The 18,083-nt window shown below is 60.7% G+C and carries 21 protein-coding genes; 4 read left to right on the top strand and 17 right to left on the bottom strand.

The features are described from left to right. Nucleotides 1-37: 37 nt before the first annotated feature. From ACXADQ_RS04205 to pyk, 10 genes are all read right to left on the bottom strand, one after another. Nucleotides 38-1,639, bottom strand: a complete 1,602-nt coding sequence (locus ACXADQ_RS04205; RefSeq protein ID WP_475315836.1) for a GMC family oxidoreductase — start codon at nucleotides 1,637-1,639, stop codon at nucleotides 38-40. Nucleotides 1,640-1,706: 67 nt separating this feature from the next. Next, nucleotides 1,707-2,156, bottom strand: a complete 450-nt coding sequence (locus tag ACXADQ_RS04210; protein ID WP_475315837.1) for a YtoQ family protein — start codon at nucleotides 2,154-2,156, stop codon at nucleotides 1,707-1,709. 4 nt (nucleotides 2,157-2,160) lie between these two features. Continuing rightward, nucleotides 2,161-2,610 (bottom strand): GNAT family N-acetyltransferase, encoded by a 450-nt coding sequence (locus ACXADQ_RS04215; protein ID WP_475315838.1) that lies wholly within the window; start codon nucleotides 2,608-2,610, stop codon nucleotides 2,161-2,163. Nucleotides 2,611-2,686: 76 nt separating this feature from the next. Further along, nucleotides 2,687-5,086: a phenylalanine--tRNA ligase subunit beta gene (pheT, locus tag ACXADQ_RS04220; RefSeq protein ID WP_475315839.1), complete on the bottom strand. Its 2,400-nt coding sequence runs from the start codon at nucleotides 5,084-5,086 to the stop codon at nucleotides 2,687-2,689. Further along, on the bottom strand, nucleotides 5,083-5,484 hold the full coding sequence (locus tag ACXADQ_RS04225; RefSeq protein WP_475315840.1) for a DUF2513 domain-containing protein: 402 nt from the start codon (nucleotides 5,482-5,484) through the stop codon (nucleotides 5,083-5,085). Before ACXADQ_RS04225 ends, pheT begins: the two co-directional genes overlap by 4 nt. Then, entirely contained in the window at nucleotides 5,481-6,551 is a 1,071-nt protein-coding gene (pheS, locus tag ACXADQ_RS04230) for a phenylalanine--tRNA ligase subunit alpha (RefSeq protein ID WP_475315841.1), read from the bottom strand. Before pheS ends, ACXADQ_RS04225 begins: the two co-directional genes overlap by 4 nt. A gap of 111 nt (nucleotides 6,552-6,662) precedes the next feature. Then, nucleotides 6,663-7,025 carry a 50S ribosomal protein L20 gene (rplT, locus tag ACXADQ_RS04235; protein WP_425096134.1) on the bottom strand — a complete coding sequence of 121 codons (363 nt, stop codon included), beginning with the start codon at nucleotides 7,023-7,025 and terminating at the stop codon, nucleotides 6,663-6,665. 15 nt (nucleotides 7,026-7,040) lie between these two features. After that, the gene (rpmI, locus tag ACXADQ_RS04240; protein WP_010443552.1) at nucleotides 7,041-7,241 is read right to left on the bottom strand and encodes a 50S ribosomal protein L35; all 201 of its coding nucleotides are present in this window, start codon (nucleotides 7,239-7,241) and stop codon (nucleotides 7,041-7,043) included. Between the two features lie 113 nt (nucleotides 7,242-7,354). Beyond that, nucleotides 7,355-7,576 carry a hypothetical protein gene (locus tag ACXADQ_RS04245; protein WP_475315842.1) on the bottom strand — a complete coding sequence of 74 codons (222 nt, stop codon included), beginning with the start codon at nucleotides 7,574-7,576 and terminating at the stop codon, nucleotides 7,355-7,357. 28 nt (nucleotides 7,577-7,604) lie between these two features. Beyond that, on the bottom strand, nucleotides 7,605-9,050 hold the full coding sequence (gene pyk, locus ACXADQ_RS04250) for a pyruvate kinase (RefSeq protein ID WP_475315843.1): 1,446 nt from the start codon (nucleotides 9,048-9,050) through the stop codon (nucleotides 7,605-7,607). A 137-nt stretch (nucleotides 9,051-9,187) separates the two neighbouring features. On the opposite strand from pyk, the gene ACXADQ_RS04255 reads away from it, so the two are divergent. The 3 genes from ACXADQ_RS04255 (at nucleotide 9,188) to ACXADQ_RS04265 (ending at nucleotide 11,215) form a co-directional block, all read left to right on the top strand. After that, entirely contained in the window at nucleotides 9,188-9,928 is a 741-nt protein-coding gene (locus ACXADQ_RS04255) for an N-formylglutamate amidohydrolase (RefSeq protein ID WP_475315844.1), read from the top strand. A gap of 66 nt (nucleotides 9,929-9,994) precedes the next feature. Continuing rightward, complete coding sequence (locus ACXADQ_RS04260) at nucleotides 9,995-10,318, top strand: DUF1244 domain-containing protein (RefSeq protein ID WP_475315845.1); 324 nt, start codon at nucleotides 9,995-9,997, stop codon at nucleotides 10,316-10,318. 102 nt (nucleotides 10,319-10,420) lie between these two features. Further along, on the top strand, nucleotides 10,421-11,215 hold the full coding sequence (locus ACXADQ_RS04265; RefSeq protein WP_475315846.1) for a dioxygenase family protein: 795 nt from the start codon (nucleotides 10,421-10,423) through the stop codon (nucleotides 11,213-11,215). Here ACXADQ_RS04265 and ACXADQ_RS04270 read toward each other — a convergent pair. The 5 genes from ACXADQ_RS04270 to ACXADQ_RS04290 form a co-directional block, all read right to left on the bottom strand. After that, on the bottom strand, nucleotides 11,212-12,267 hold the full coding sequence (locus tag ACXADQ_RS04270) for an NAD-dependent epimerase/dehydratase family protein (RefSeq protein WP_475315847.1): 1,056 nt from the start codon (nucleotides 12,265-12,267) through the stop codon (nucleotides 11,212-11,214). The two genes, ACXADQ_RS04265 and ACXADQ_RS04270, sit on opposite strands and share 4 nt — an antisense overlap. A 98-nt stretch (nucleotides 12,268-12,365) precedes the next feature. Further along, nucleotides 12,366-13,229 (bottom strand): D-amino-acid transaminase, encoded by an 864-nt coding sequence (locus ACXADQ_RS04275; RefSeq protein WP_475315848.1) that lies wholly within the window; start codon nucleotides 13,227-13,229, stop codon nucleotides 12,366-12,368. Nucleotides 13,230-13,239: 10 nt separating this feature from the next. Continuing rightward, complete coding sequence (gene dgcA, locus ACXADQ_RS04280; protein WP_475315849.1) at nucleotides 13,240-14,205, bottom strand: N-acetyl-D-Glu racemase DgcA; 966 nt, start codon at nucleotides 14,203-14,205, stop codon at nucleotides 13,240-13,242. A gap of 81 nt (nucleotides 14,206-14,286) precedes the next feature. Beyond that, nucleotides 14,287-15,288 carry an N-acetyltransferase DgcN gene (gene dgcN / locus ACXADQ_RS04285; protein WP_475315850.1) on the bottom strand — a complete coding sequence of 334 codons (1,002 nt, stop codon included), beginning with the start codon at nucleotides 15,286-15,288 and terminating at the stop codon, nucleotides 14,287-14,289. 143 nt (nucleotides 15,289-15,431) lie between these two features. After that, a complete protein-coding gene (locus ACXADQ_RS04290) occupies nucleotides 15,432-15,827 on the bottom strand; it encodes a hypothetical protein (protein WP_475315851.1) in 396 nt (131 codons plus the stop codon). 190 nt (nucleotides 15,828-16,017) lie between these two features. Between ACXADQ_RS04290 and ACXADQ_RS04295 the strand changes: the two genes are divergently transcribed. Next, nucleotides 16,018-16,977 carry an L-malyl-CoA/beta-methylmalyl-CoA lyase gene (locus tag ACXADQ_RS04295; protein WP_475315852.1) on the top strand — a complete coding sequence of 320 codons (960 nt, stop codon included), beginning with the start codon at nucleotides 16,018-16,020 and terminating at the stop codon, nucleotides 16,975-16,977. A gap of 118 nt (nucleotides 16,978-17,095) precedes the next feature. Here the strand turns inward: ACXADQ_RS04295 and ACXADQ_RS04300 are convergent, their stop codons facing one another. Both ACXADQ_RS04300 and ACXADQ_RS04305 read right to left on the bottom strand, forming a co-directional pair. Continuing rightward, nucleotides 17,096-17,512, bottom strand: coding sequence for a helix-turn-helix domain-containing protein (locus ACXADQ_RS04300; RefSeq protein WP_475315853.1), 417 nt, complete (start codon nucleotides 17,510-17,512; stop codon nucleotides 17,096-17,098). A 96-nt stretch (nucleotides 17,513-17,608) separates the two neighbouring features. Then, nucleotides 17,609-18,061: an Lrp/AsnC family transcriptional regulator gene (locus ACXADQ_RS04305; protein ID WP_475315854.1), complete on the bottom strand. Its 453-nt coding sequence runs from the start codon at nucleotides 18,059-18,061 to the stop codon at nucleotides 17,609-17,611. Nucleotides 18,062-18,083: the final 22 nt, after the last annotated feature.

An 18,083-nucleotide genomic window follows, 5' to 3' on the forward strand; every position in this document is an offset into this window, starting at 1 on the left:
GCACCCGACGCCGAATGGCCTTTCGGACAATGATCGGTCAGGTCGCGCTCATTTCATCCGCGATTTTCTCGGCCATCATGATGGTGGGGGCATTCGTATTGCCACCGACCAAGCGCGGCATCAGCGAGGCATCGACCACCCGCAGGCTCTGAACACCGTGGACCCGCCCCTGCACGTCAGTCACGGCCATATCATCCGTGCCCATCTTACAGGTGCCCACCGGGTGATAAATCGTGTCCGACCGGTTGCGAATATCGGACTCGAGCGAGGCGTCACTGCCATCGACCGGATACAGCCGTTTCCCGCGCCAAGGCGCCAGCGGAGGTGCCGAAAGCAGTGTTTCCATCTGGCGCGCGCCCGTCATCAACAGCTCCAGGTCACGCGTGTCAGACAAGAACGCCGGGTCAATCCGTGGGGCTTTTGCTGGATCACCCGAGGCCAGCCCGACCTGACCACGCGAGTGAGGCCGCAACACACAGACATGGCAGGAAAAACCGTGGCTGAGATGAATTTTCCGCATGTGATCGTCCACGATCCCCACTACAAAATGCAGCTGCAGGTCAGGCCGTTCCAGCCGAGGATCTGAACGCAGAAAGGCGCCACCTTCTGCAAAGGGCGTGGCAAACAGGCCGGTACGGGTCTTTCGCCAGCGCAACCCTGCCTGGGCCAGTTTCATCAGCCCGCCAGGCGTCAGCCCAATCACGTCCTTGCGCGGAGATTTGTACGAGATCACATAATCCAGGTGGTCTTGCAGGTTGTGCCCAACCCCCGGCAAGGAATGGACGGGCTCGATCCCGTGCTGCCGCAGCTCGTTCTCGGGTCCGATTCCAGACAATAACAACAGCTGAGGAGAGCCGAACGCCCCCGCCGACAGGATCACTTCGCGACGCGCTTTGATTTTTCGGATCAACCGGTTGTGGCGAATTTCGACGCCGATGGCGCGTTTATCTTCGATCAGGACTCGATGGGTATGCGCACGCGTCAAAACCGTCAGGTTGCGCCGGTTCGTGACCCCGAACAGATAGGCCGCCGCAGCCGAGCATCTTTCCCCTTTGTTTGGACCGTCAGAGAACTGTGTCACCTGGTACAGCCCGGCACCCTCTTGCCTTGGACCGTTGAAATCGTCGTTCCGACGGATTTGCACCTGCTCTGCGGCGTCTACGAAGGCATGCGAGATCGCACGGGGTTCGCTTTGATCCGACACGCTCAGCGGGCCCGATTCTCCGTGCAGATCATCGCCCCCGCGGGCATTGCGTTCAGCTTTCTTGAAATAGGGCAGGACGCTTTCCCAGTCCCATCCGTCACAGCCCAGATCGGCCCATTCGTCATAGTCCTTGGGGTGGCCACGCACATAGAGCATCGCGTTGATCGCGCTGGACCCGCCCAATGCTTTTCCACGCGGCTGAAACCCCTGGCGCCCATTCAGGCCAGCCTGGGGTGTCGTCTTGAACGCCCAGTTGTTGATTTTTGGGCGCCCGGACACCATCGCAGCCACCATGGCAGGCGCGCGGATCAGAAAGTCTTTGCCACCCCCGCCGGCTTCGATCAAGCAAACCGAGACCTTAGGATTCTCACTCAGTCGCGCGGCAAGAACCGACCCCGCCGATCCGCCCCCGACGATCACATAGTCATACTCCATGTGCCACCTCCCGCCCGAAACCTATCGTGACGATTGGCAAAGCACCTAGCATGACGCTGCGCAAACCTTAGCCCGGCAACTCCGCTGTCAGCACATATCGCAGGATTTCGACCACCTGACGCGGTTCTTGTGCAACGGCCAATGCGGCAGCATCGACCTCTTTCAGCGCGTGCTGATGATCCGGGCCGTGCAGCACGATCAAGGACTTGCCCAAAGCTGCGGCATAGCCCGCATCAAAGGCCGCATTCCACTGTTTGTATTTTTCGCCAAAGCGCACCACCACCACATCGGCCTGTTCGATCAAGCGCCGCGTGCGAATGGCGTTTAGCTTGGCGCCCTTGTGGTCATGCCAGAATTTGTCCGGCTCGGCGCCCAGAATGGCCACGCCGCAATCGTCACTGGCGTCGTGATCCGTGACGGGCGCGCTGAAGGCGACCTCCAGCCCGGCCGAGCCCTCGATGATTTGCTCGCGCCAATCCGTGTGAATTTCCCCGGACAGATAGACGTTCAGTGTCATGTCCCTACTCCTGCTCTGTGGCGTCCAACCGACGTGCCATGAATACCTTGTTGCCCTCGCGCCCGGTTTCTGACCAGCCCAAATGCGCGTAGATCGCAACGTTGTCGGGCATGGCAATATGGGTGGTCAAGACCAAATCCAGCACGCCTGCCTGGCGCGCACCGTCCTCGAAACAGGCCAGCAACCGCCGTGCCACGCCACGACCGCCAAAGCCAGGATCAACCGCGAGATTGGCCAGATGCCAATGATCTGCGCCCGCGACGGCAACCAACACACCCGCCAGTTTCCCGCCATCGAGCGCGACCCAAACCTGATTGTCCCGCACATCCTCGGCCACGCCATCGGCAACTGGGGGCAAATCGATCCCTGCGGCGCGATACTTGGCGTAGGCGGCACTGATACAGGCCATGATTCCGCTGACATCCCCGGCCGCGGCCCTGCGCAATACCAACATCTCAGACCTCCCTCAGCAAAAAGGGGCCAGACCGGCCCCTTTTCTCAGATTATCCTCGCCGAAGACGAAATCAAGCTCAGCCGCGCAGTTCGCCACCGGTGGCTTTGCTGACCTTCTCGACAATCTTGGCCGCGACGGCCTCGATGTCTTTTTCTTTCAGCGTTTTGTCTGTCGGCTGAAGGCGCACGGTGATGGCGATGGACTTCTTACCCTCGCCCAGCGAGCCACCGATGAACTGGTCAAACACGCGGACCTCATCGATCAGAGCCTTATCAGCCCCAGCGGCAGCATTCACCAGGTTCAGCGCCTCGACGGTGTCATCCACCACAAAGGCAAAGTCACGCTCGACAGCTTGCAGATCGCTGATCTCCATCGCCGGTCGGGTCGAGGTTTTCTTCTTCGGCTGGGGCACCTCGTCGGACCAGAGCGTGAAGGCAACCGCAGGGCCTTTGACGCCCATTTCAGCCAGAACTTTGGGATGCAGCTCGCCAAAGACCGCCAGCACCTTTTTCGGCCCCAGACAGATCTTGCCCGAGCGCCCCGGATGCCACCAGCCCTGCACACCGCGCAGGATCTGCACCTTGGCGGGGGCGCCGATGGCGGACAGAACGGCCTCGGCATCAGCCTTGGCGTCGAACACATCCACAGGGCGCGAGGCACCATGCACATCCTTGGGCCCGGTCCGGCCAACCAACAGGCCGGTCACCAGATTGTGCTGCTCACGCGGTTCGCCGCCGTGGAAGGCAGGGCCAACCTCGAACAGGGCCATATCCATGAAACCGCGCGCCTGGTTGCGGGCTGCGGCCTGCAACAGACCGGGCAGCAACGCCGGGCGCAAGTGGCTCATCTCGCTAGAGATCGGGTTTTCCAGCATGGTTTCATCAGTGCCACCGCCAAACAGCGCCGCCGATTTCTGATCAATGAACGAGTAGGTGACGCATTCATTATACCCCAGCGCGGCCGAGGTCCGGCGGGCGATCTGTTCGCGTTTTTGCGCGGTGGACAGGATCATTTCGGGCACGCCCGCGTCAATGCGCGGCAAAGGCTGGCTTTGCAGCTTGGTCAGCGACACGACACGCGCGACCTCTTCGACCAGATCGGCCTCGCCCATCACGTCGGGGCGCCAGCTGGGCACGTGAGCCTGATTACCCTCCAGACGGAAGCCCAGCTTGGTCAGGATCTGACGCTGCTCGGCCTCGGGGATTTCCATGCCCACCAGCGACTGAATGCGCGCCGCGTCCAGTTTATAGGCGCGGCTGACATCCGGCACAGCACCGGCAACCACCACGTCCGAGGCCTCGCCACCACACAGATCCAGGATCATCTGGGTCGCGTCGTCCAGCGCCTGCATGTTGTATTCGGGGTCGATCCCGCGCTCGTTGCGATAGCGCGCATCGGTGTTGATTTTCAGCGCGCGGCCGGTCATTGCGATCTGGATGCGATCCCAATAGGCGGCCTCGACGAACACGTTCACGGTGCCTTCGGTACAGCCCGAATGCAGCCCGCCCATGACGCCGGCGATGGATTCCACACCATTGTCATCCGAGATCACAACCTGGCCTTCGCCGAAGGTGTATTCTTTCTCGTCCAGACCCATCATCGTCTCGCCGCCCTTAGTGCGGTGGACGCGCAGGTTGCCCTCGACCTTGTCCGCGTCGAACACGTGCAGCGGGCGGTTGCGGTCATAGGTGAAGAAGTTGGTCACATCCACCAAAGCCGAGATCGGACGCAGGCCAATTGCCGTCAGGCGATCCTGCAGCCATTGCGGGCTGGGGCCGTTTTTCACGCCTTTGATCAAGCGACCGGCAAAAACCTCGCAGCCGTTTTCGGCGGTGTCTTCGTCAATGGTGACGGTGATCGGGCTGGCAAAGCTGCCCTCAATCGTGGCCGTCTTGGCGGGCTTCATCTCGCCCAGGCCACGCGCCGCCAGATCCAGCGCAATACCGCGCACGCCCAGCGCATCGGGGCGGTTCGGGGTGATGGCGATGTCGATCACCGGGTCCACCTTGGACGGGTCGTTTTCGGCTAGCCAATCCACGAATTTCTGACCGACCTCGCCCGAGGGCAGCTCGATAATGCCGTTATGTTCGTCCGACAGCTCCAGCTCGCGCTCGGAGGCCATCATGCCGTGGCTTTCGACGCCGCGGATGTTGCCGACGCTCAGCGTGACATCAATACCGGGGACGTAGTCGCCGGGTTTACACAGCACCACGGTGATGCCTTCACGGGCGTTGGGCGCGCCGCAGACGATCTGCTTTTCGCCGTCATCCGTGTCCACCTTGCAGACGCGCAGACGGTCGGCATCGGGGTGCTGCTCGGCGTGTTTGACCTTGGCCAGCGTGAAATTGGCCAGTTTCGAGGCCGGGTCGATGACCTCTTCGACCTCAAGGCCCAGATCGGTCAGGGCATAGAGGATTTCATCCAGAGTGGCCTCGGTCTCGAGGTGCTCTTTCAGCCAGGAGAGGGTGAATTTCATATTTCGATCCCCGTGTGTTGGGCAATTTTCTTTTTTACGAAGCCGAGAGCGAGGGCTTTCACGATTTCCAGCGTTGCGCTTCCACCGGTTTCAGACACTGCTTTCTTCGTCTTGTGCCAAATTCCTTCGTCGCGGACTGCGTCGAGATAGTCGTGACCTAACCACGTCAGCTCGAAGGTTTTCGGGGCCAAGAAGCGTGCTGCTCCGGGTTGAGAAAATGAATTTGGCCTAAAAGTGCCATTACTCGGGTCGTCAATCGTAATCAGACCGGCTTCAGCTAGTTTGTTAAGCTGATACTGATCCGATTTTGATACGCCCTTCTCGAATGGAAAAGATGTTTCTGTCGAGCTTTCGCAAGCTAATAAGATCTCTCTAATCCGATCCAAATCCCGTTTCACCGCGACAGGCCCCCGTGCAGGGTGGGTTGATCCAGCGAGGCAAAGCCGTAGTGGCGCAGCCAGCGCAGGTCGCTGTCAAAGAAGGCCCGCAGGTCGGGGATGCCGTATTTCAGCATGGCCAGACGGTCGATCCCGATACCGAAGGCAAAGCCCTGGTATTCCTCGGGGTCGATGCCACCGGCGGCCAGCACCTTGGGGTGCACCATGCCCGAGCCCAGAACCTCGAGCCAGTCATCGCCCTCACCCACCTTGACCGAGCCATTGTCCCAGCGGCACTGGATATCGACCTCGGCCGAGGGTTCGGTGAAGGGGAAGTGCGAGGCGCGGAAGCGGGTTTTCACATCCGTGCCGAAAAAGGCCGAGAAGAATTCCTCGAGCACCCATTTCAGGTTCGCCATCGAGATGTTCTTGTCCAGCGCCAGACCTTCGACCTGGTGGAACATGGGCGTGTGGGTCTGGTCATAGTCGCAGCGATACACACCGCCCGGACAGATGATGCGGATCGGCGCGCCGTGTTTCTCCATCGAGCGGATCTGCACGGGGCTGGTATGGGTGCGCAGCACGTGAGGGGGACGGTCATCGCCCTCGGCGCGGTGCATATAGAACGTGTCCATTTCGGCGCGCGCGGGGTGGTGGCCGGGGATGTTCAGCGCGTCGAAGTTATACCAATCGGTCTCCACGCGGGGCCCTTCGGCCACGCTGAAGCCCATGTCGGCAAAGATCGCGGTGACTTCCTCGGTGACCTGGCTGACCGGGTGGATGGTCCCCTGACGCTGCGGACGAACCGGCAGCGTGACGTCCAGCCATTCGGTTTTCAGACGCTCGTCCAGCGCGGCATCGGCCAGCGCGGATTTCTTGGCGGCCAGGGCGCTGTTGATCTCGTCCTTCAGCGCGTTCAGCTTGGGGCCCATGACCTGCCGCTCTTCGGGGGTCATCTTGCCCAGCTCGCGCATTTTCAGGGCGACCTCGCCCTTTTTGCCAACGGCCTGCAGACGGATGTCCTCTAGCGCGTTTTCATCACCGGCGCCCGAGATCGCGCCCAGATACTTGTCTCTCAGATCGTCCATCCGACCCTCCAATTCCGTTGGGACCCTGTTACCAGCACAGGCCCAAAACGCAAGAAGCCGCGAGACCCCAAAAGGTCCGCGGCTTCTTTAATGTGTCACCCAAGGTTGGGTTTACGCGAGCGCGGCCTTCGCCTTTTCGACGATGGCACCAAAAGCGGCGGGCTCGTGCACGGCCAGATCGGCCAGAACTTTACGGTCGACTTCGACACCGGCCAGGTTCAGGCCGTTGATGAAGCGCGAGTAGGTCAGAGCCTCGTCATGCGAGCGCACAGCTGCGTTGATCCGCTGGATCCACAGGGCGCGGAAATTCCGCTTGCGGTTCTTACGGTCGCGAGTTGCGTACTGGTTCGCCTTGTCGACGGCCTGACGGGCCACCTTGAAGGTGTTTTTGCGACGGCCGTAATAGCCTTTTGCGGCCTTGACGACTTTCTTGTGACGGGCGTGGGTCGTGGTTCCACCTTTAACGCGGGACATTGTCTAAATCTCCTCTTAGCGGTCGTAGGGCATGTAGCCCTTGACGATCTTGGCGTCGGGGGCGGACAGCGTGGTGTTGCCGCGTGCGTCGCGAATGAATTTCTTGGTGCGTTTGATCATGCCGTGGCGCTTGCCAGCCTGACCTGCCAGAACCTTACCGGTTGCTGTCACCTTGAAGCGCTTCTTAGCGCTCGACTTGGTCTTCATCTTGGGCATTTCCGTCTCCTTGTCTTTCAAACGGTTTGAACGCAACTCGGCATGCCTCTTCGGCCGGTCGCGCAGACAGGGGGGTCCTATACTGGCGTCTTTGGATGCTGGCAAGCGAAAAATCAGATGAACTTGCCCACGACTTTGACGATCAGACTGGGGATTTCATCAAAGCTGTAACCCCCAACCTGTTGCGAGTGGGCCCAGACCATGAGCCCACCCCCAAGGATCAACACGATCGAGGCCACGCGTGGGACGTGACCGTCGCTCCAGGCGGATACGATTGATGGGATCGCCATGATGGCCAGAAACAGGCCAAGTACGAACAGTGTATCCGTGTCCATGTGTGTCTCCTCCGATGTTTAGCGGAGGTTACTCTGGGTCAGAGGCATAAATCAAACGTTCCGCACAGGGGGCAACGCGCAGGATGTTTGTGGTGCCTGGCTGGTTGAACGGCACGCCTGCAACGACGACGATCTGCTGCTCTTCGGTGGCAAATCCCTGCGAGGTCGCGGCCTGAGCCGCACTGACAACCGCCTGCTTGAAGCGCTCAACCTCGCCGGTCATGACGCAATTGGTGCCCCAGGTCAGGGCCAGACGCCCCGCCGTTTCCCGCACCGAGGTCAGCGCGATGATCGGCACGCGTGGACGTTCGCGCGCGGTCAGCGACGCCGTGGTGCCTGACTGGGTATAGCAACAGATTGCCTGAATATCGGTGGTTTCTGCGATCTCGCGCGCGGCGGCCACGATCCCGTCGGCGATCGAGCTGCGCTCGGCTTTGCGCGAGGCCTCGATCACGGCGACATAGGTCGGATCGCTTTCGACCTCTTTGGCAACGTTGTCCATGGTGCCCACGGCCTCGAGCGGATATTGCCCCGCCGCCGATTCCGCACTGAGCATGATCGCATCAGCCCCTTCGTAGATCGCATTGGCCACGTCCGAGACCTCAGCCCGGGTTGGCATCGGCGATTCGATCATGCTTTCCAACATCTGGGTGGCGACAATCACCGGCTTGGCCGCAGCACGGCAGCCCCGGATCAGGCGTTTCTGGATCGGCGGCACCGCGGCCACCGGCAATTCAACACCCAGATCGCCCCGTGCAACCATGACACCGTCGCTGACCTCAAGAATCTCCGCAAAGCAATCGACAGCGGCCGGTTTCTCGATCTTGGACAGAATCGCGGCCCGGCCTTTGGCCAGTTCACGGGCCTCCTGAACGTCCTCGGGGCGCTGGACAAAGCTGAGCGCCAGCCAATCCACACCCAGATCGCAGACGAATTCCAGATCGGCCCGGTCTTTTTTCGACAGCGCGGCCAGCGGCAGAACGACATCCGGCACGTTCACACCTTTGCGGTTGGATATGGTCCCGCCGGTGACGACCTCGCAATTCGCAAAGTCCGCACCGCAATCGGTTACTTTCAGCCGGATCTTGCCGTCATTCACCAGCAGGCCCGCGCCAACCTTCAGCGCTGCAAAGATTTCGGGGTGCGGCAGGCAGACACGATCAAGGGTGCCCTCGGCCGGATCCAGATCCAGACGGAACGCGGCGCCTTCCACCAGTTCTTCAGAGCCATTGGCAAACACGCCCACCCGCAGCTTGGGCCCCTGCAAATCGGCCAGGATGCCGATGGGGCTGTTCAGGTCCTCTTCGACCTTGCGGATGATCGCGTGGCGTTCGGCGATTTCTTCATGGCTGCCGTGGCTCATGTTCAGGCGGAACACGTCCGCGCCGGCCTCGTGCAGCTTGCGGATCATATCATAGTCGTCCGAAGCCGGGCCCAGGGTGGCCACGATTTTCACATTGCGATGCCGTCTCATTTTCTCATCCGTATTGCTTTGGCGCGAAAGAGCGCAAAATTCCATGTTACCGCTAACTATAGCTGCGCTAGGCACTAGCGGCAATTCCATTCCCTGTCAATTTGCCCTACAGCGTGAGCAAAGGACGTGAAAGTTTGATGACCTACGAACCATATGAAATTTTAGGCGCTGATCGGCCCGGTCGCTGGCTGATCACATGCGATCATGCCGCAAATACCGTGCCGCCTTTTGTCAATGACGGCCAGCTGGGACTGGCGGCAGGTGATATGAACCGCCACATTGCCTATGATATAGGCGCTGCGGGCGTGACGCGGGCCCTGGCCCAAGAGCTGAACGCCCCGGCGATCCTGTCCAATTTCTCGCGCTTGGTGATCGATCCCAACCGCGGCGAGGACGACCCCACCCTGCTGATGCGCCTGTATGACGGGACGATCATCCCCGCCAATCGCCACGCAGATCAGGCCGAGCTGGACCGGCGCCTGAACCGCTGTTATCGCCCCTATCACACCGCGCTGGCGCAGCTGGCGGCGCGGCGGGATGATACGGTGATCGTCTCGGTTCATAGCTTCACCCGGCAATTGCAGGGCCGCGAACCGCGCCCGTGGCAGATCGGGATTCTCTATGCGGCGGACACGCGGTTCTCGGTGCCGCTGATCCGGCGGCTGGAGCAAGAGCCCGATCTGTGCGTCGGCGAAAACGAACCCTATGGCGGCCACCTGCCCGGCGATGCAATTGCGCGCCACGCGATTGCCTATGAACGTCAGAACACCCTGATCGAGCTGCGCAACGACCTGATCGAAACCGAAGAGCAGCAGGTCGACTGGGCCAAACGCTTGGCCCCGATCCTGACCGCTGCGCTGGAGGATTGTGGCGGATAAGACCTCGTCCCGCTTGAAATCACCACCCGCGCCTGCACATCTTAGGCACCCAACGGAGGAGCAGACATGACCCAGATCGACGACCAAACCCGCCTTGAAATCGAGGCCGCCGCGTTTCGCACCCTGCGCGCGCACCTGATGGAAAAACGCACAGACGTTCAGAACATCGATATGATGAACCTGGCCGGTTTCTGCCGCAACTGCCTGTCGCGCTGGTACCAAGAGGCCGCCAACGAACGCGGCATCGAGATGTCCAAGGACGAAGCCCGCGAGATTTACTACGGCATGCCCTATGACGACTGGAAAAAGGGCTTTCAGACCGAGGCCAGCGCGGATCAGCAAGAGGCGTTCAAAAAGGCCTTTGCCGAAAATGTCGGCGACAAGGGCTAAACCCACCCGCAGTTGACGCACAGGTGCTGTTTGGAAATCGGGATGGCGCCCGGAGGCCGTGCTCGATATTGTGTCACCGCCTAATTACGATCGGAGCCCGCCATGACCACTTTGCCAACCTATTTCATTTCGCATGGTGGCGGGCCGTGGCCCTGGATGGAGGATCGCAACCAGCATCTGGCACCTCTGGCCGACAGCCTGGCCGCGATGCCCTCGGAATATCCTGAACCCAAGGCGATTCTGATGATCTCGGGACACTGGGAGGGCCCGGACTATGCGGTGATGCATTCGGCCCACCCGCCGATGGTTTACGACTACTATAACTTCCCGCCCGAAACCTACGAGATCGTCTATCCCGCCCCCGGTGCACCACAAATCGCCGAGCAGGCCGCAGATCTGATCCGCGACGCAGGTCTGCCCACGCGACTGGACGACAAAATCGGGTTCGACCACGGCACCTTTGTGCCCGCCTATGTGATGTATCCGCAGGCGAACGTGCCTCTGTTTCAGGTGTCGATGCGCTCGCATTACGACCCGGCGGAACATTTCGAACTGGGCCGCGCCCTGGCGCCCCTGCGGGATCAGGGAGTGCTGATCGTCGGCTCGGGGCTGAGCTATCACAACCTGCGCATGTTGGGCCCGGAATTGCGCGTCCCGTCAGAAGGGTTCGACACCTGGCTGACCGAAACATTGGCCCTGCCCGCCGCCCAGCGCACGCCGCGCATTCTGGATTGGGAATCGGCCCCCTACGCGCGCATCTGCCACGCCAAAGAGGATCACCTGGTGCCCCTGTTCGCCGCGTTGGGCGCCGCCGAGAATGACACCGCTGTGCGCACCTATCATCAAAAGGGCGTTTTTGGTGGCCTCACGGCGTCGAGCTTTCGGTTTGATGCCTAGGGTTTGACCCGGCCGCTCTCGACCATCTGACGCATCATCGCATTCAGCGCCTCGGGCACCGAGTGGTATTGCACACCCAAGGCCTGGCGCGATTTGGAATTGTCATCCCGCCATGGGTGGCCAAAGCTGCGCGCGATAAACTTGCGCGTCAGGCTTCGGTCAATGAAGGGCCCGACCAGCCACAGCATCCATTTCGGCAGCTCTTTGGTGGGTAAGGGGAGCGTTTCGCCGAACTCGGGCCGCAACATTTCCGCCGCATCCAGCATGGAATAGCTGCCTTCGGACACAATATGACGCCCCTCGGCCTGGGGAACAAATCCGGCCAACAGATGCGCCTGAGCCACATCGCGCACGTCCACCATACCAATCTGATAGGGCGGCAAGCCGGATTTGAAGCTTCCGTCCCCCATCTGGCGCATCAGGTTGAAGGATTCCGAGGTTTGATGCGCCGACACGCCCGGCCCCACCACCAAAGACGGATTGATCACCACCAGATCCCACCGATCCTGAGCCCCAGCGATTTTCCACGCCTCGCCCTCGGCCTGAGTTTTGGAAAAGGAATAGGGCTGATGCGTCAGCGAGGACGTGGTGTTCCACTGCGCCTCGGTCATCACGCCGCCCGGATAGTCGGCCAAATCCGCCGCATCCCCCACGATCGCCGCGCAGGAACTGGTCAAAACCACTCGTTTGACACTGTCGGTGGCATTGGCCTGTTCCAACACATTGCGGGTGCCATTCACGGCTGGATCCACCAAATCGCGCTGCGCATCCTTGATCCGCAGGGTAAAGGGCGAGGCTGTATGGAACACTACCTGACACCCGGCCATCGCCTGCGCATAGCTGCCCGGCTCCAGCAAGTCCGCCTTGAACAGTTTCAGCTGGCCGGGCAACGCCGTCAGATGCGCCACCTTTTCGGTGTTGTCCGGGTCGCGCACCGCTGCATGAACGGTGAAACCCTCGCTCAACAACCCTTTGACCAGCCAGCCGGCGACAAACCCGGTGGCCCCGGTCACAAGAACAGGATGAGACGTATCATAAACTGGGCTGGGCATCGCGCGCTCCGCTTTTGGGGTCGCGCGCAGGCTAACACGAAAACACCGCGCTGCGCGGATTACGCAACGCGGTGCCCAAAAGTTTTCGCGCGAATGCCTTAGATACCGGCCTTCAGGCTTTCGTCCAGATAGATTTCGCGCAACCGCGGGGCGACTTTGCCCACTTTTCCGTCACCAATGGCCACACCGTCGATTTCCACAACCGGCATCACAAAGGCCGAGGCCGAGGTGAAAAACGCCTCGTCCGCCTGCTGGGCTTCTTCGATGGTAAAGGGCCGCTCTTCGACCTCCATCTGCGCCTCTTTGGCGAACTTCAGAACGGCCGCGCGGGTGATCCCGTGCAGGATGTCCGTCGTCAGGTTGCGGGTGATGATCTTACCGTCCTTGACGATATAGGTGTTGTTGCTGGTGCCTTCGGTGACAAAGCCATCCTCGACCAGCCACGCGTCATCGCACCCGGCTTTCTTGGCCATCATTTTCCCCATCGAGGGGTACAGCAGCTGCACCGTTTTGATGTCGCGGCGGCCCCAGCGAATATCCTCGATCGAGATCACCTTGACGCCCTGCTTGGCCACGGGGTTGTCGGCCAGACCGGGCTTGTTCTGGGTAAACAGCACCACTCCGGGGCGGGTGGTCTCGGGATCGGGGAAGGCGAAATCACGATCACCAGCCGAACCGCGCGTGACCTGCAGATACACCATACCCTCTTCGACACCATTCTCGGCCACCAGTTTGCGGTGGATCTCCAGCAGATCGTCGAATTCAGGCGGCTTGGGCATGTCCAGCTCGTTCAACGAGCGTTCCAGACGTTTGGCATGGCCGTCAAAATCAATCAGCTTGCCACCCAGAACGCTGGTCACCTCGTAAACGCCATCCGCCATCAGGAACGCCCGGTCAAAGATCGAGATCTTGGCCTCGGTTTCCGGCAGGTATTCTCCGTTCACGTAAACAGTGCGGGTCATGGGCGTCTCCTTATCCCCAAAGCGCGGCGGTGGGCGGATGCACCCCAGCCGCATCGAATTGCAATGCGTTGTCCCGGTCTTCGGCCAACAAGAGCGGCCCGTCAAGGTCTGTTACCATCGCACCCTGCGCCACCAAGGTCGCCGGAGCCATCGCCAAAGACGATCCGACCATGCACCCCACCATCACCTGATACCCCTCGCGCAGAGCCTGATCACGCAGGGCCAGCGCCTCGGTCAGACCGCCGGTTTTGTCCAGCTTGATGTTGACCACGTCGTATTTGCCCTTCAGGTCGGGCAGGCTGGCGCGGTCATGACAGCTCTCATCGGCACAAACCGGCACCGGACGATCCATCCCGATCAACGCCTCATCTTCGGACGCAGGCAAGGGCTGTTCGACCAAGGCCACCCCCAAACGCACCAAATGCGGCGCCAGATCGGCATAAACCTCAGCGCTCCAGCCTTCATTGGCGTCGACGATAATCCTGGCCTCGGGCGCCCCGGCGCGCACGGCCTCAAGCCGAGGCATATCGTCAGGCGTGCCCAGCTTGATCTTCAACAACGGTCGGAACGCATTCTTCTCTGCCTGCGCCCGCATCTCCGCGGGCGCGGCCAATGACAGCGTATAGGCGGTAATCTCCGGCCCCGGAGCAACCAGCCCCGCCAGCTCCCACACCCGTTTTCCGGCTTTCTTCGCCTCCAGATCCCACAGCGCACAATCCACCGCATTGCGCGCAGCTCCAGCGGGCAGCAAGTCCTGTAAACCCGCGCGCGACACGTCGCTCGGCAGCCCCAGAATGCCCTGTGTCACCAATTCCAAGGTCTCGCCATAGCGCGCATAGGGCACGCATTCGCCCCAACCCGTCACACCATCGCGCGTCACCCGAACCGTCAACACCCGCGCTTCCGTCCGACTGCCACGGCTGATGGTAAAAACCTGCGCCAGGGGGAACACATCTTTCTCAACCGTGATGCTCACGCGCCCGCTCTCCTTCTTTGCTCTGCAAATACTCAAACTGCCCAACATCTGCCGCGCCAAACCCGGCCGACGCCAAGAAAATCAAATCGCGGCCAGCGCGTCCACCAACTTGCCCGCACCAAAACGGAACGGATCGGTCGCGGGCAGGCCCAGGTCGGCCTCGACCTTGGCAACATAGGCCAACGCGTCATCTTCGCTCATGTGCTGGGTGTTGATCGCATAGCCCACCACCTGCGCCCCGGGGTTGGCCACCTTGGCCAGGCTCAGCGCCATATCCCGCACCGCCTCCAGGCTGGGCAGGCTGTATCCGGGCAGGCCGCGCATATGGGCGCGGGTCGGTTCGTGACACACGATCAAGGCATCCGGTTGTCCGCCATGGATCAACGCCATGGTCACACCCGAATAGGACACGTGAAACAGACTGCCCTGCCCTTCGATGATGTCCCAGTGATCGGCGTCATTGTCGGGGGTGATGTACTCAATCGAGCCCGCCATGAAATCCGCGATCACCGCATCCAGAGGCACCCCGTCCCCGGTGATCAGAATCCCGGTCTGGCCGGTGGCGCGGAAATCGGCGTTCATGCCACGCGCACGCATTTCCTTTTCCAGGCACAGCGCAGTGTACATCTTGCCGACCGAGCAATCGGTACCCACAGCCAGCACGCGTTTGCCGGTGCGTTTCACACCATTGGCGATTGGGTAATCCACCTCGGGCACACGCACGTCATGCAGTTCGCGCCCGCACGCCTGGGCCACGGCAACCAGGTCGGCTTCGTCCTTCAACAGGTTGTGCAGGCCGCTGGCCAGATCGAAACCCTCTTCCAGCGCGGCCACAAGTACCTTTTTCCACGCGGGGCTGATCACGCCGCCCCGGTTGGCCACACCGATCACCAGCGTCTTCGCGCCAGCGGCCTTGGCCTGTTCCAACGTCATGTCGGTCAGGCCCATGTCGGCCTTGCAGCCCTCCATGCGGAACTGCCCTACGGCGAATTCCGGCCTCCAATCCTTGATGCCTTGGGCAACCTTTGCGGCCAATTGATCGGGCGCGTCGCCCAGGAAAAGAAGATACGGTGTCTGGATCATGTCTTGGCTCTCGGCAATTATCTATTTGCCAAGAGTCTTCAGCGTTCAGACCAGAAAGTGTTTGCAAATGCAGCATGAAATCCGCCGCACATGCAAGATTCTTCGAGATTTCCAGGGTTATTGAGTGGTTTCTTCCACGGATGTCACCGCAAGACCCGACCTATCCCGCGCCAATCCTGCATGTTCACAAGCACCAGCTTTTTGTTGTTCACCACGTACAGATCAAATCTTGGGGTTGGATAGTCGATGCAGCGTACGCCGTTGGAATAAAACTTATAGCTTGGCGCGGGCCACACCAGCCCCTCAGACTGATAGGAATAGCTGCCGTCCTTATGATAGCGCTCGGTTCCATCACCCCGGTATCTTACACGTTTTCCGGACAAATTGGCGGACAAGAAAGCCGCATCCACTCTCTGATCGCCGGATTGGATATTCCATTTGTGGGACGGAGGCCTTTTCGGGCATTCGGCCAAGGCCATTCCTGCGGTGAACGCTACGCCAAATACCGTCGCACTGATCAACCTAATACTGTGAAGCATCCTTTCCTCCCTTAATTGCAATGCATGTAGCCAACACTAACCCATGGCAGTGAGTCAAGAAATCCGACCTTGCACCCGTGATCAGCCCGCAAGAAATGCCGCAGGTGCAAAATATGCTTGCAGCGGAGTGCGCAATTTAATAACCCTCATCACCAGAATTTCGTAATTTCCTTACCCGAAAGGTCTGCACATGAGCTTCCGCCTTCAGCCTACGCCGATTGCCCGCCCGAACCGCTGCCAGCTGTTTGGCCCGGGTTCGAACACCAAACTGTTTGCGAAAATGGCCGCCTCGGCCGCCGACGTGATCAACCTGGATCTCGAAGATTCGGTCGCCCCCAGCGACAAGGACGTCGCCCGCGCCAACATCATCCAGGCCATCAGCGAACATGACTGGGGCAACAAGACCCTGTCGGTGCGCATCAACTCGCTGGATACGCCCTATTGGTACAAGGACGTCGTGGACCTGCTGGAACAGGCAGGCGAGCGTCTGGACCAGATCATGATCCCCAAGGTTGGTTGCGCCGAGGATATCTATGCCGTTGACGCACTGGTCACCGCGATCGAAACCGCCAAGGGCCGCAGCAAAAAGATCAACTTCGAGGTGATCATCGAATCGGCCGCGGGCATCGCGCATGTTGAAGAAATCGCCGCCGCCTCGCCCCGCCTGGTGGCGATGTCGCTGGGCGCTGCGGATTTTGCGGCCTCGATGGGGATGCAGACCACCGGCATCGGCGGCACGCAGGAAAACTACTATATGCTGCGCGAAGGCGTGAAGCATTGGTCCGATCCGTGGCATTGGGCGCAGGCCGCCATCGTCGCCGCCTGCCGCACCCATGGCGTTCTGCCCGTGGACGGCCCGTTTGGCGATTTCTCGGATGACGAGGGGTATATCGCGCAGGCCAAACGCTCGGCCACGCTGGGCATGGTGGGCAAATGGGCGATCCACCCCAAGCAGATCGCGCTGGCCAACCAGGTCTTCACCCCCTCCGACGAGGACGTCACTGAGGCCCGCGAGATCCTGGCTGCGATGGAGCAGGCCAAGGCGAATGGCGAAGGCGCAACTGTCTACAAGGGCCGCCTGGTCGATATCGCCTCGATCAAGCAGGCCGAGGTGATCGTGGCCCAGGCCGAGCTGATCGCGAACAGCTGAGGCGGCGCCTGAGGCGCAATGGCCTTGGGGCAATGCACTTCAACACCAACGGCGCGCGGGGATCATCCGCGCGCCGTTGAGTATTTTAAGAGCAAAGAAGGCGGCAGGTTTGTGCGCCTTAGTCGCCGTACATGATGCGCACGGTCAGGATATGCAGGACGACGCCCACGGACCAGGCGCCTGCGACCCACAGGATCCACCAGTCGCCGGGTGTGAGGAAGAGATTGAGGGCCGTGAGCACGGACAGTACGATGGCGAAGGTCCACAGGTGGAGCCTGAGCGCGCGGCGGTTTTGATCGGCGTCGGAGCGCGTTGTGGTGTCGATGGTTTGCGACATTGCCCGTTCCTTGTTCAGAGATTCGATATCCGTTTCGAACGCTGCGGCCAGGCTTTTGAGCGTTTCAAGGCCGGGGGGATGACCCTTCTCGATACGTTGCACGGTTCGGGTCGAGAGGCCGGAAATGGCGGCCAGGTCCTCTTGTGACCATCCTTTGGCCAGTCGCTTGTCTTTGATCAGCATGTAGCTCTTGTCCACGGGTTGCGTTCCCTTCATCAAATGCGGATGACGGCGCCGCAGCACCACGTCACCAAGGTGACACGGCCCCGACAGTACTGCGAAAAGGGATAGAATTCAGGCTCTTTCGTCCTTGGGCGATCCCATCACCACGAATGAGGTGATCGCAGCCACCTGAGGCAATGTTCCCAGAACGTCGGTGTGGAACCGTTTATAGGCGGCCAGGTCTGTGGCCTCGACCCGCAGCAGGTATTCGCGCTCGCCGGTGATGTTGTGGCATTCGCGCACTTCCGGGGCCAGGGCGATGGATCGTTCAAAGTTTTCCTGGGCCTGTTTGGTGTGCTTGCTGAGGCCGACCGTCACATAGGCCACAAAGCCCACCCCCATGGCCTGTGGGTTCAGCACCGCACGATAGCCCGAGATCACGCCCGTTCGCTCCAGCTCTTGCACCCGGCGCAGGCAGGCCGAGGGGGAGAGGCCGACTCGGTCCGCGAGCTCCAGATTGCTGATCCGCCCGTCGCGGGACAAATGCCGCAATATATCTTGGGTTATTTGATCATTCTTCGTCATATATTGTGAAAACTACCTCATG

The sequence above is a fragment of the Thalassovita sp. ABM4_323 genome, from assembly GCF_056158665.1.